The 14,409-nt window shown below is 47.1% G+C and carries 9 protein-coding genes; 2 read left to right on the top strand and 7 right to left on the bottom strand.

Going from position 1 to position 14,409, the window contains the following annotated elements; all coding sequences use genetic code 11:
- Nucleotides 1-353: 353 nt before the first annotated feature.
- From EII41_RS11835 to EII41_RS11805, 7 genes are all read right to left on the bottom strand, one after another.
- On the bottom strand, nt 354-1,964 hold the full coding sequence (locus EII41_RS11835) for a RagB/SusD family nutrient uptake outer membrane protein (RefSeq protein ID WP_124790759.1): 1,611 nt from the start codon (nt 1,962-1,964) through the stop codon (nt 354-356).
- 19 nt (nt 1,965-1,983) lie between these two features.
- A complete protein-coding gene (locus tag EII41_RS11830; RefSeq protein ID WP_260425573.1) occupies nt 1,984-5,202 on the bottom strand; it encodes a SusC/RagA family TonB-linked outer membrane protein in 3,219 nt (1,072 codons plus the stop codon).
- 216 nt (nt 5,203-5,418) lie between these two features.
- On the bottom strand, nt 5,419-6,411 hold the full coding sequence (locus EII41_RS11825) for a FecR family protein (protein ID WP_124790758.1): 993 nt from the start codon (nt 6,409-6,411) through the stop codon (nt 5,419-5,421).
- Nucleotides 6,412-6,464: 53 nt separating this feature from the next.
- Complete coding sequence (locus tag EII41_RS11820) at nt 6,465-7,028, bottom strand: RNA polymerase sigma-70 factor (protein ID WP_124790757.1); 564 nt, start codon at nt 7,026-7,028, stop codon at nt 6,465-6,467.
- Nucleotides 7,029-7,451: 423 nt separating this feature from the next.
- Complete coding sequence (gene feoB / locus EII41_RS11815; protein ID WP_124790756.1) at nt 7,452-9,839, bottom strand: ferrous iron transport protein B; 2,388 nt, start codon at nt 9,837-9,839, stop codon at nt 7,452-7,454.
- 137 nt (nt 9,840-9,976) lie between these two features.
- A complete protein-coding gene (locus EII41_RS11810) occupies nt 9,977-10,852 on the bottom strand; it encodes a bile acid:sodium symporter family protein (RefSeq protein WP_124790755.1) in 876 nt (291 codons plus the stop codon).
- A gap of 123 nt (nt 10,853-10,975) precedes the next feature.
- Nucleotides 10,976-11,371 (bottom strand): hypothetical protein, encoded by a 396-nt coding sequence (locus EII41_RS11805; protein WP_124790754.1) that lies wholly within the window; start codon nt 11,369-11,371, stop codon nt 10,976-10,978.
- Nucleotides 11,372-11,745: 374 nt separating this feature from the next.
- On the opposite strand from EII41_RS11805, the gene EII41_RS11800 reads away from it, so the two are divergent.
- Together EII41_RS11800 and EII41_RS11795 are read left to right on the top strand one after the other, a co-directional pair.
- Nucleotides 11,746-12,843 (top strand): sensor histidine kinase, encoded by a 1,098-nt coding sequence (locus EII41_RS11800; protein WP_124790753.1) that lies wholly within the window; start codon nt 11,746-11,748, stop codon nt 12,841-12,843.
- An 18-nt stretch (nt 12,844-12,861) separates the two neighbouring features.
- Entirely contained in the window at nt 12,862-13,611 is a 750-nt protein-coding gene (locus EII41_RS11795) for a LytR/AlgR family response regulator transcription factor (protein WP_124790752.1), read from the top strand.
- The last annotated feature ends 798 nt before the right edge of the window (nt 13,612-14,409 follow it).

Below are 14,409 nucleotides of genomic sequence, written 5' to 3'. Positions count from 1 at the left end.
CTATAACTGCCTGATTAATAAAATATAATACATATATTTTTCTAACGCGTAGCGTTAGAGATTTTTTCAAAAAAACATTGTTTAAAAACATATATTTTAGCATATTATAAGTGTGTTTGAAATTGGTTTTATATTAAAAAAATAACTCAATGCGGAATTTGGGATAATAAGAAAGAAAATGTGTTATAATGAGTGAACTGCTTTGTCGCTTGCTGAATATGATCTTGGTCACATACGTTCGTATGCTTGCTCGCTCTCTCATCATTAGCACCTTGTATTCCGCCTATTCTTATCCATCTAAAGAGGGTGTGTCAAAACGCAAGTTTGTACACACCCTCGTCTTGTTTATTCGCTTATCGTTTTAGGTTGGGATTCAGGGAAACGTCCCATGCCGGATAGGGCATGTAGTTTCGGCTGTCAGTCCACGTGGCTTCAGTAATGGGGATTTTTTCCTGTACTGCCACCCCGGGTACGATCTCAACCGGCGTATTAGCCACACGTTCGGCAAAAGTTTCTTTAAGGGTGTTCATCCGCAACTGGTCGGCTCGACGTGTCACCAGTGCAGGATGATAACCGGCCACTTCCCAGCCGTGCTCGGCAAGGACGGCGTCGGCAAAGGCTTGTCCGCTCAGCCCCGGAGTCAGCTCGGGCAGTCCGGCGCGCTTGCGTACCCGATTCACACATTCATAGGCTTTCGCATTGGGCGCTCCGGTCGAGCGTGCCTGCGACTCGGCATACCACAGCAAGACCTCGGCATAACGAATCATCTTGCGGCGTTGTGACGTAAACTGGCACATGTTGACACCCTTCGTATAGTCGTAGTCTTGCACGTCGTTGATTCCGGAACCGGAGACCGTCGTGGTACAAAACATCGGATGTAGTTCGGGTACCAGCCAATTGCCTTTTTCATCTTTGTCCCACCAGTTTATCAAAGGATTGCCTATTTTGTTCTGGTAAAGGATTTTCGACGAGTACACGGCGTCTTTACGCGGGCCTTCGGGCATCCGTTTCCAAAAGCGTATTTCTCCCCAGAAATCGCCCCATCCACCTTGTGATTCGAAGAGTTGGGTGTTGCAGAAGGATGTACCTTCACCATCGGCAAACAGTCCGTTCGCATTGACTCCCAGCACCGTTTCCTGTGTATAGTTATGTGTAATGTCGTAGACGAATTTGAACTCCGGTTCCAGTATGTATTCATACAGTCCTTTCTCTACGCCTTCGATTACGGCCAATGCCTCTGCCGCCGCCTTTGCGTAATACGCAGTTTCATTGATCGGCCATCCTGCCATCGCCATATAGACAGCCGAGAGGGTAGCACGTGCCGCTTGATACGTGACAAAGGTATTTACACCGAAGAGCTTGCCGGGTTCGGTCGTATAGTTCGTCGGCAACAACTTTTGGCAATCGAGTAGGTCGGGCACGATTACCTTCTCATACACTTCTTTTTCCGAACTGAGTGGAATTTCCCTCTCTACTTCATTCTTAAGAATCAGTGGCAGCGGTCCCCAAATACGCACGAGGTTAAAATAAGCTATCGCCCGCCAGAACTTCGCCTGACCGATGGCGATATTTCTCTCTTCTTCGGAAATGGGCGTTTCGTCGATATTTTCCAACACGTAATTAGCGGCCTTAATGAGCGTGTAATTTCCTGACCATGTTTGCGCCAGTGCTATGTTTCCGTCGGTCGGACGGAATCCGTCCATTTCGGCATACCACATTTTATTACTTCCCGGATTGGTTGTCGCATCGTCGCCTTGCATAAAGTTGGGGGCGGTCAGGTTCGTGTTCGCCTGCATCTGCGCCACCTTGCTGTACAAAGCTGTGACAGCCAGATCGACCTCCTTTTGCGATGTAAACTTGCGCAGTGTTAGCTTACCCCTCGGGTCTTCTTTCAGAAAATCATTACACGATGAGGCGCCGAACAAAAAGACAAAAAGTCCTGCTATGATGATTTTATTTTTCATACCGGTAACTGTTTTAAAATTAGAAATTTGCATGAATACCTACTAAGAAAGTACGCGGAGACGGGAAGGTTCCCATGTCGATTCCGTTATCCACATCCGCATTGGGGCCGGCCGATACATTGGCGGGGTCCATCCCCGAATAGCGAGTGATGGTAAATGCATTCTGACAACTGAGCGAAAGGCGCAGATCGGCAAAACGAACTACGCGTTTCGGCAGCCTATACGAAAGGGTAATGTTCTCTAAGCGCAGATAACTTGCATCTTCGACCCACTGAGACGAGTTGCCGTAATTCCGGTTGCTTGCATTCTTCAACGACGAATACGCTGCACCCGCTCCGACTTTGTCGTAATTATTTTCATACGCTTCTTTCAGCGTGATGAAACGGCTCGGGCCTGTCATCGTTGACATGGCAAACCGTGTCAGATTGATCTTATCCATTCCGAACTGGCCGTTGAAGAACATGTTCAGCTCCCAGTTCTTCCAGCTTATTTGGTTGTTCCAGCCCAGCGTAAAATCGGGGAGTGAGTTACCGATGATCTGACGGTCTTCCGAATCGAGTTTGTTGTTTCCGTTCACGTCCTTGAATTTGTTACATCCGTTTTCGTCAAGTCCTTCCCAAACGTATCCATACAAAAGACCGAGCGGCTCTCCCACTTTCACCAGAGAAACTTCATTGACAAAACCACCCCACAAGGTGTTTCCGAAGATGAACCGCTCACAGCCGAGCGAGAGAACCTCGTTCTTCAGCCATGTACCGTTGAGGGTACTCGTCCAATTCCAGTCGGAATTTTGGATTAGTCGTGCCGATACGGAAACTTCGAAGCCTTTGTTATGTACTTCGCCGTCGTTCACCCAGTAATCTCCGCCGCCATTATAGCTGGGGATATGCTTTCTGAGCAAACCGTCCTTTGTACGCTTGTCGTAATAATCGAGCGAGAAGCTCAGCCTGTCGTCGAGCACGGAGAAATCGACCCCTAAATCCCATTGAAGTGTTTTCTCCCAAGTCAGGTCGGGAGTAGCGAAGATGCCCGCGTAGTACCCTGTGCGTTGGCTCGTTGTTCCGAAAGCCGTGTTAGCTTCCCACAGAAGTCCGAGGGTTTCGTAAGGATTCAGTGCCTGACTACCCACAATTCCGTAGCTGCTCCTGAGTTTGAACTGACGGAAGATCGACAGATCTTTCATAAACCCTTCGTTGACTATATTCCAAGCCGCAGCGACAGAGGGGAAGTAGCCCCATTTGTTGTTGGTGAATACCGAAGAACCGTCGGCACGGAACGTTCCGGTTAAGATGTAGCGGTCATCATAATTGTAGATGATCCGTCCGATGCCCGAAAGCAGCGTTCTTCTGCCGTAATCGTTTCGGAGGCTTTTCGATCCGGCCAAGTTGATATTCCAGTATCCGACACTTTCGACCGGCAGATTATTGCCCGAGATGCTCATCATGCGTGTCTCCGACGAGGTGGCTTCGAAGATGGCCGAAGCCGTCAGCGAATGTTGGTCCCATTTTCCCGTATACATAAGATTATTGATCGTCTGTAGCATCAGACGATTATGGTCTGCGTTGCTGGCAAAGCTTTGCCGATATACGGTGGTGGGACCGAATGAATAGTTTTTCCCATCGAAGTAGTCTACCCCGTTCGTTGTCGTAAACGTTAGTCCGGGCAGTATCGTGAATCTCAGATCGACGTGCCCTGTCATCCGGTTGGCTCTCGAGTCAGACGGCGCTTGTCTGATTTCTCCCATTGGATTGGCTTCGATGTTGTTATAAGGATCCCAGTTGTATTTACCGTTTTTGTCCTGCATCTCCATGGTAGGAGAGTAGTTCAAGGCTTTGAACATGGGGTTGGGGCCTGTGCTGAACCATGAGCCGGTAAAGTCGGAATGGTCGGCCATGATGTCGGCCGTCAGATGTAGCCACGGTGTCAGTTCCGACGTGAGGTTAAATTTGAACTGATATTTATCCGATTTATTATTCTCAACGATGCCTCGTTCCGAGTTATAGCGGCCCGATACATAATATTGTGTATGCCGGTTGCCTTTCGATATGGTTACTTGGTAGTCCTGTGTCATGCCGGTTCCGAAAAAGACATCTTGCCAATCGATTCCCTTGATTCCGTTTTTATATCCTTCCATTTCGACATCGGTGAAGGCATTCGGGTTTTTGATGTCGCGGTAAGCCAGCGCAGACTCGTAAGGAGTTAGCATCTCATATTTTTTTGAGAGGTTTGAGAAGCCCATCCGAGCGTTGAAAGTGATATTTTGCTGGTTCGCTTTTCCTTTCCGGGTCGTGATCAGAATCACGCCGTTGGCACCGCGTGATCCGTAAATGGCAGTGGATGAAGCGTCTTTTAGGATTTGAACGGATTCGATATCTTCGGGTGCGATACCTGCTTCTCCGTTTTCACGTACCAGTCCGTCTACAACATACAGCGGGGCGTTGTTTCGATAAACAGAGTTGACTCCTCGGATGCGGATTTTCGCAGAAGAGCCGGGCTGACCGTTTTTCTGAACGGAAACGCCGGAAACACGTCCCTGTAAACCGTTCGAAAGATCCGAGAGGTGCTGGTCTCTGAAACTCTTATGATCCATCACGCCTACAGAACCCGCTAAATCGACTTTCTTCACAGTGCCGTAGCCGATGACTACAACCTCTTCGAGCGAGCGTGTATCTTCCTGCAAACGGATTTGCATGGGGGAAGAAGATGACTCGACTTCGGCCGTCAGGTAGCCAATATATGACACGACGAGTGTCGCACTTGCCGGTGCGTCGAAAGCGAAACGTCCGTCAGGGTCACTGATCGTTCCGATAGTCGTTCCTTTGACGACTACGTTCGCACCGACTACAGGCTCACCTGTCGCGGCATCAATCACTGTCCCCGTTATCCGCCGGCTGTTCTGTTGTGTAACGGAAGAAGCTGTCTTACCCAGCATTTTTTTTCTCACTAACACAATGTAGTTGTTTTCAAACTCATAACCGATATCGGTTGTTCCGAACGCTTCGTCGAGGTACGACGACACTTTGTCCGATTTACTCCGAAAACGCACTTCACGTTGCGTATCGACTTCGCGGTTACTGTATACGACCAGATAATCTGTTTGTTGTTCGATCTCATGGATTAACTGTTTTATCGAAACAGTATGCGAATTCATGGTCACCATGGCATGTTGGGCTTCGGTCCCAATAGCCGTCAGTTGCAGGGTGAATACGAATAAAAGAAGGAACGAAATTCTCATCATTCTGAAAAAGTTTTTAAAACGTATATTTTTTACAGTTAAAAATAAGAACAAAGTTTTTATTTCCATATCTTTGCAATGTTAAGTGAATACTAAAGTTAAGTCACGTGTTTACTTTTTAAAAAGGCGGCCGATGTTGCAGCATTGCGCCGCCTTTCTTTTCTTCGGATAGACTTATGTTTTCATGGTTGTCTTTATTTTATCAAATGTAACAATCGGTTATTTACTCACTCTAACTGTACTGGTCTCCATATCTTTCGTAACCGTAAACCGGTTTATCTTGCCGATTATCCGGAGTATTTCATCAATCCCGTCCTGCTGTCGGAATTTACCGCTATACGTCAGATTAAACAGTTCCGGATCTTTTACTTCGATTTTGACGTCGTAATATCGTTCGAGTTGAATCAGAATATTCTTGAGTGATTCGTTCTCAAAACAATAAATTCCGTCCTTCCACAAAAAATGATCGGGAGATGTGGTAGGCTGAACTTGCATCTTACCTTCGCAGACGGTTACTGTTTCGTTTGGTTTCAGCGTAACTCGCCGGGTTGGCATACGGAGGTCGGAAACTTCAATACTGCCTTCGAGCAGACTGGCCTGAATATAGTCTGTACCGGGGTAATTATAGACATTAAACTTCGTGCCGAGTACCTTCATTTCTACATCTTTTGTCGAAACGATAAAAGGTCTTTCCGCATCTTTTGCCACATCGAAAAAAGCCTCTCCCGTAAGGTTTACACGGCGCTCCTTGCTTCCGAAGGATGTCGGGTAAGTCAGTGTCGATCGTGTATTGAGCCATACCTGCGTGCCGTCGGGTAGTACCAATTGGGCTCGTTGCCCTGAAGGCACATAAAGTGAACTCATCGCTTTCTCATACGGTAGGCTCTCTTTCGAGAGGTGCTGCGTGATAAACGCCGTAGATCCAATTAACAGCGCTGCCGCTGCTACATAACGAACGTAGAGGGAGAAAGAGTGCCGAGGTCGGAGATGGTCTTCTTTCATGCTCCGAATGAGTTGCGAATATTTTCGTCTTGCTTCCCGTTCGTCTTGTTCCTGTTTCCAAAGCAGCGATAGTGCTTCGATATTCTGCTGCCCGATAAATTCGGATTTTAACCGAGAATCGGTATCCATCCTTCTCAATAATTCTAATCGTTCGGAGTCGTCAAGCATGCCTTGAAAATATCTCCGTACTTGTTCTTCCATCTTTTCCATATTTTGATAGTAGAACGTATAAGAGTGAAAAATCCGCTAAGAAGCTGTTCTTTTCACGTAAATAAAAAGAACAGCATGGGGAGTAGTGTTTTGAGTGCGATCTTCAGTTTTTTATAGGCAATCCCCATCTGGGTCTCGATGGTGTTAAGTGATAAGCCGAGTTCTTCGGCTATGTCTTTTTGTTTTTTTCCTTCGATTTTACTTTTGATAAAAATCTGTCGACATTTTTCCGGTAAAGTTTGAATGGCTTTCGATACAACCGACTCGATGTCATGTTCTGCAACATATTCTTCGTCGAAAGCTTCCAACGACTCGAACTTCATTTGCAGGGTACGCATGTATTCCTCTTGCAACTGTTCGGCCGATCGTTGTTCGACCATCTTGTGCCGGAGGAAATCCACACATCTGTTTTTTACAGAAGTCAACAGCCATCCCGTTTTATTGATGCGCCCTTCAAGCACATCCTGCCGTTCCCATAAATCGAGGAATACATCTTGTACAATGTTCTCGGCATCGGCTTCCGACATGATGTATGCTTCGGCAAAGCGTTTCATCCGTGTGTAATACGATACGTAGATCGCTTTGAAACTGATGGTCAATTGATGATTTCGGTCCAACTCGTTCCTTCTTTTTCCCGCAAATATAGATAAGATTTGTATATTTCCTCTATAAATCCTTTTTTTGCGACTTAAAAAGCACTCTTATTGTTTGTCTACATCACCTTAGTGCAATAAAGAGGCTAATGCAAGAAGCAGGTCTTTTGTCCAAGTATAAATTAACCTATTCTGTGTAGATATGCAAATTATCATGTTAAGATTTTTTTGTATTAACAAATTCGGTTTTTCTATTGATGACTGCAAATATTCTCCCTATTAGTTTGAATTTTATATTGTTCAGTACTAATAGAGAGTGCTTTCCTTCCTGTTTCTTTCTTTGATAATACTCTTTTAGTTCCTTAGTCAGTTCTTATTGCATTAATGGCGGCAAGGTGGAGCATTGCCTTTATTTTCTTATTCAGCAAAGACCCGTGTCCTCTCCAATCAAAAAAAGAAACCTGCCATGTGATAGACGGCAAACGCAGCGATCCATGCGATACTCGTGTTGTAAATCATGGAGAATGCCGCCCATTTTCGACTTCCTGTTTCTTTGGCAATCGCTGCAATCGAAGCGATGCAGGGGAAATAGAGCAGCACGAAAACAAGAAACGCGAGAGCCGAACGTGGCGTGAAATCGCCGGAGGCGAGCAACGTATTGGAGAGCGTCGTTTCGTCTTCATTACTATACAACACACCGAGGGTGCTGACGATTACCTCTTTGGCCGGAGAACCGGAAATCAGGGCAATGGCTGCCTTCCAGTTCAAACCGAGCGGGTGTACGACCGGTTCGCAGAATTTCCCTAACCGTCCGAGGTACGAGTTCTCGTATTGTTGTGAAGCCGTGACTTCGGTCTCTGCTATGGCCGGCATATCGGCCGACGGACGCGGATAATAACTCAAAAACCAGATGATTACCGAAGCGACAAGTACAACGCCTCCGATCTTTCGTAGGTATTGTTCGCCTTTATCCCACATGTGTCTGAGGGTGGCACGTAAAGTCGGCATGCGATACGGAGGAAGCTCCATTACAAAAGGCGTTTCGTCGGCTTTGAATATGCCCCGACGAAGCAATCGCGCTGTGATCACTGCTATTCCGATACCGAAAAAATAAAGTAAAACGAGTACGGTGCCTGCGCTGTTCGGGAAGAACGTTCCCGCCAGCAGAAGATAGACTGGGAGCCGAGCACTGCACGACATGAACGGATTAATCAGGATCGTGATCAACCGGCTGCTGTGACTCTCGATCGTACGTGTAGCCAGAATGGCCGGTACATTACATCCGAATCCCATCAGCAAAGGAATAAAAGACTTACCGTGTAATCCCATCCGGTGCATGATCCGGTCCATGATAAATGCCGCGCGCGCCATGTAGCCCGAATCTTCCATGAGGGAGATAAAAAGATACAGCACCAGGATGTTCGGTAGAAAAACAGCCACACTACCTACTCCGCCGATGATGCCGTTCACGAGTAAATCCTTCAAGGCTCCGTCTGCCATCGATGAGGCGATCCACTCGCCGAGGCTGGCGAATCCTGTTTCGATCCACTCCTGTGGAAAAGCGCCCAGCCAGAAGGTGGTCATGAATGTGATCCACATCAGGAAGATAAAGATGGGGAAGCCCAACCATCGGTTGGCCACCAAGCGGTCGATAAAGCCCGTCTTACGATGTGTGTCTTGATTGCCCGGTGTATAAACCTCCTGCAAGGCACCGGCAATAAAGCCGTATTTGAAATCGATGACCGTCGCCTCAATGTCGTCGTTCAGCTGACGCTTCAGTCGTGTCCTTGCGTGGTCGGTCGCCTCTTTCCATGCGACATAGTTGGCACAGTGACCGAGCATACGCTCCGCCTCGTTGTCGTCTTCCAGCAATTTCAATGCCCAGTAGCGAGGAGGAAACTGGTGCGGTAGGTCATCGGCCGTTTGCATCTTTGTCGAGAGTTTGTCGAGTTCCGGCTCGATGGCTGTGCCATAATTGATCCGTATCTGACGCTGGATGGTACTGCGATTTTCGAAGACATCGATCACCGTATCCAGCAGTTTGTCGAGTCCTTTGCCGCTCTTGGCTACCGTCGGCGCCATAGGGATGCCGATCATCGCACCAAAATGATGGTAGTCGAGTGTTGCACCGCTGGCTGAAAGCTCGTCGTACATATTCAATGCGACCACTACAGGCTGACTCAAGTCGATGAGCTCGGTCGTTAGATAAAGGTTGCGTTCGAGGTTCGACGCCGACACGACATTGATAATCACATCGGGTTGATTGTCGAAAATATGTTGTCGGACGTAACGCTCTTCGGGCGAGTAGGGAGAGAGTGAATAGGTGCCGGGTAAGTCGGTGATGTTGAATTTATAGCCGTTGTATGTAAAATGGCCGCTCTTCGCTGCTACGGTGACGCCGCTGTAATTACCGACGTGTTCACGTCCTCCGGAGAGCACATTGAAGAGCGATGTCTTTCCACTGTTCGGATTGCCCACCAGCGCGATACGAATTTCGTTCTTGTGACGGGTTACAGATGATGATCCGTTATGTTTCACGGTCGTTTCATTGCCGGCCACACCATTCGTACGATGGGCCTCTTTGGTTTCTTCGACGGCTTTCTCCGCTTCTTCTTCCGAAAGCACTTCGATCATTGCCGCCTCGCTGCGCCGAAGCGATACTTCGTATCCCATCACGGAATACTTCACCGGGTCGTTCAGCGGAGAATCGAGTACCGATGTCACGTGCTGACCACGTACAAAACCCATTTCGATGATGCGTCGCCGGAAAGCGCCATGACCTGTAACCCGTACGATCACCCCCGATTCTCCATTATGCAAGTCCGATAATTTCATTTTCTCCTTTATTTTTGCTTGGCAAAAATAAGTTGTTTTTTCAACTCTGTCAATCCCCATTATTGGGGGTATGCGCAAGGAGATATCGGGCAGGATGTCCTCACGCTACAATTGAAAGAAGAGGAACGTTCGTTATGCTACTTTTTTTCAAGCGCTGGCTGATGATCAAGCCGTTTCAGCCCGCCGACGTAAATCAGCAGGATTATATTCATCAGTAAGGCATAGATGATAGACGGTACGGCGATGAGGTCGTTGTTGAAGATAATCGGGCTCGTGGCAACGGCGATACCTTGCGCCGCATTTTGCATGCCTACCTCGATGATGATGGTGCGTCGTTCGCGTTTTTGCAGCCGCATGGCCCGTGCCAGTCCCGCTCCGGCGAAGGTGGCGAGCAAGATCATCGCCGTGATGCACCCTCCGAGCAGACCGATATGTTCGCGAATCGTCAGACGGTGCTGCACAAAGAAAAGTGTCGCCAAGAGAATCAGGGCGGGAAATGCGATCCGCGACAGCGCCCGGTCGATCGCGATAGCAGCTGATGGAGAGCGTCGTCTGACGAATACCCCCGCAGCAATCGGAAGCAGCATCAGTAACAAGTTCTGGATGATCAGTCCTCCTACAGGCAGATGCACGTCGATGCTTTCGCCACCGGCGATATGTACGGCCAATCCCATGATGAAAGGAAGGGTGAACAGGGTAATGACGCTGCTCAGCGCCGTCAATGTGACCGATAATGCTACATCCCCTTTGGCAAGCATGGAAAAAATATTGGACGAACTGCCTCCCGGCGAGCAGGCGATAAGTACGAGTCCGATGAAGAACAGCGGAGGGAGACTAAACGCCCAGCCCAACATCATGGCAAGTGCGGGAAGAACGATTATCTGTCCGACTAATCCCGTAAAAACCGCGCGCGGACGGCGACGGAACAACAGAAAATCTTTCCACTCGAGTGTGAGGCCCAAATCGAACATTAACAGGGAAAGAATCGGCAATACGATCCAAATTGCATTCATCTCTTCTTTTGAATTTTTGCGACAAAGATAATGCAAGCTGCAAGGGAAATAAAATTTTCCGGATGCAAAAAAAGCCCGGACTTTCACAAGCCCCGGCTTCTCACAATCTTTAATTTAATTCGGTCAATTGGTTTGATTGACCCAATACGTATCCTGCAAGCTGTCCATGCGAAGCATCTTGCTACGGTTATTGTACGTCAGATTCAATAATCCCAGGTAACTTCTGTACTGATCTTCGGTCAGCGTCTCTTTCATCAGTTTCAGATTGCCGTAAATGGCCTGTTCCATCTTCTTTTCCCGCAAGTCCTTGTTGGAATAAGTCAAGCTCTTCCGTTGCATCTCGATAAAATAGTCGTTTATTTCAACCACTTCTCTTACTTGCTGTGCATCCAACTGTAAATAGCGACTCAACTGTGTCATATCGATAACCACAGGAACCTGATCCGAAGGCTTGTTTCCCGCAAAACTCATGGTTACACTTACTAACAAGGCTGTAACAACCAAACTCAAACGTTTCATAATTCTATTCATTTTACCATTCATATTCCTTTTTGTTATTTCTCAAAGACCATCGGGACGAAACCCGGCTGTCGTTTGTCTGTGATACAAAGATGGGGTAAAAAGGATGCGTTTGTTTCCGATTTCTCAGCATCACGAAAAAAAGGGAGGTGATTGCGAAAAAAGAACGGTCTAAGGATCGCTCCGTGATGCTTAGATTAAATTGTAACGGTTTGAACCATAAAATATATAGGACAAAGCGTAAGCCGCAGGTTTTTTCGGACAAAGACGAAAAAAGTATCGGCAAAGACGAAAAAAAGTTGGTTCATCATCCCTTGTGTTTTGAAAAAACAGGCGAAATATTTTCATACCTTTGCAAACAAAGAAATACCATCATGTTTACAATAAAAAAATTCACATCGGTACAGGCACTATTCTTGTTCGGTTTATTAATGGGCGTTTTTATCATTTATCCGAATATCGCCCAGATACCGTGGGATATCCCCAGGCATGTACAAAGTGCAGGGACAGATGGGGCAACGATGCAGGTGCCCGTAAATACGATGAAGATCAAACATGTCTGTTTCGAAAGTTTGATCGGTTACTGGCTTTTTTTCATTTTTCGCTATCTGTTTTTTAGCGTTACCATCTGGGCGCTGCTGCTCATCAACATCAAAAAAATCAAACAGCCTGTTTTTGCCCGACGTATCTTCTTGACAGCCATTGTTACGGCACTGGCCTATGGCCTCTATATTCTGATTTCATTATCGATCAAGAAACATATCGATTGCTTCACCATTCACCTGCTGTTTCAGTTTGTCGTAGCCTGTGTACTGTGTGTGCTCATCGGTTACGCGAGGGCTTTGTATTCGGTACAGCGCGAGAAGGAGCTGGAGATTGAGCGGTTGAAAAGAGAAACGCTGCAAAGTCGTTGCGACGCGCTGGCGAACCAGATCAATCCGCATTTCTTCTTTAACTCGCTCAACGGCTTGACGTATCTTGTCCGAAGCGACGACAAACAACGGACGCTGGAATTTGTGAACAAGCTATCGAATGTATTCCGCTTCATCCTGCAAAGCGACAAGAAAGGGCTCGTAACGCTTAGCGAAGAGCTGAACTTTCTCGACTCGTTCCGTTATCTGCTCGAAGTCCGTTTTGCCGATAAACTGACGTTCGACATTCGGGTGGATGAGTCTGCCACGGCCATGAAGCTGCCGGTGCTGTCGCTCCTCCCGCTCGTCGATAATGCCGTAGTCCATAACGCGATCGACAGCGAGCATAAGATACGCATGGTTATCGCTACCCATAGCGACAGCGATTCGGGCGAAACGGTATTGACCGTATCCAATCCCATCTATCCGAAGCTGGAAAAGCCTGTCACGAACGGTACCGGATTGACAAATCTCAGCGCACGCTTCCAGCTGATGGTGCATAAAGATATCCGTATCGAGCAAACGGACGAGACATTTACCGTTATTTTACCCTTGACCTAAACAAGCATTATATAAGCTATGAAAGTGTTAATTGTTGAAGACGAGACGGCCGCCAGTGAAAACCTGAAGAAGATACTGAGCGAGATGGATGATAGCCTTGAAGTAAAGGGCGTGACGGAAAGTGTCAGCCAGACGGTGAAATGGCTGCAAATGCACGATGCGCCCGACCTGATATTCATGGATATCCATCTCTCGGACGGGTCGGCGTTCCATATCTTCCAGATGATTACGGTCGAGACACCCATTATTTTTACGACGGCGTACGACGAGTATGCGCTCGATGCTTTTCGGGTCAACAGCATCGACTACATTCTGAAACCTGTCGATACGGAAGCTTTGAGGTGCGCTTTGGAGAAATTTCGTAAACTGACGAAACGCGACATGCGCGAATACGTCACTCAGCAGGCGCAATTGACTCCGACGGGGAAATACATCCAGAAAATCCTGATTCCGGTGAAGGATAAACTCGTTCCGGTCACACTGTCCGACGTTTCATTTTTCTATACTACCGATAGCAATACGACGGTGCATTTGAGAGACGGCAAGATTTATCCCTATGCCAAGACGCTCGACAGCATGATGCAACATCTGAATCCCGACGTGTTTTTCCGTGCTAACAAGCAATTCATCATTGCGCGTGAGAGCGTGACGAATATCACCGTCTGGTTCGACAGTCGCTTGTTGGTCACTTTGGACGCGCAGATGCCGGAGCGCCTTTACGTGAGCAAAAACCGCGCGTCGGACTTTAAAAAGTGGATGGTCGGGTAGTTTCTTCCGCTTTTATTAAAACTCGAAACGACCTTCAGAACTGTTCCGAGAGCTTTATTTCAAATTGCTTGAGCATTTGGGACAGCGGCAGGGATTTGCTCTCCGCGGGAAGCCTGTCAAAGCGTCCGTCAAGCTCCTTGACAGCAATTTTATTTCTCTTTATATAAGTCTTTTGATTGGGAAAAATACACGTACATCTCGATTATGAAACATGCTAACCCGATTATGTACATCTTTGCGATGACAAGGGCAGTGATAATATCATGGCAAGCAAGGTTCCGATTGAACGAGGGAGGAGGGGGCGACCGTGGTTGCTGCGACACCCAACACCTCATTAATCTCTTAGCGTTTAATTGAGAGAGCAACGGTGTAGTCTTTGTTGTGCGCGGTGTGGGAAAATTTGCATTTGAATCCTTCCAAGAGCGAGAACTGCCTCAAAAGTATCATCAGGATATACTCGTAGACCAAGAGATTGCTCGTATCTGAGAACAAGAGACCGAATACCGATGGAACTTCTCTCAATTGGTTACCTCTCTAAGGCTTAATACGTTCACAAAATTGAGACTCTGCGCGTGGCTCAACAAGTTTTTTGATCGACACGAACAGGAGTGTGAAAAGACTCTCTTTGCCAGTCGATAGAAATTTGATAGTTTCATAATCTGTATTTTGTTATGAGTTAATTTATTAGCTGCGTTTTGCTACATAAGGGATATAGGACTATGAGTATTGTTAAATATATATAGCTATTTCATTGTTTAGTTTTAGAAAAAGTAATTTTAGGGATTTTTCTATCATATG

Source organism: Tannerella forsythia (assembly GCF_003860135.1).
Taxonomy (GTDB): Bacteria; Bacteroidota; Bacteroidia; order Bacteroidales; family Tannerellaceae; genus Tannerella; species Tannerella forsythia_A.
Note: the sequence above shows the minus strand (reverse complement) of the source record. Positions and strands in the feature narration are given on the sequence as shown.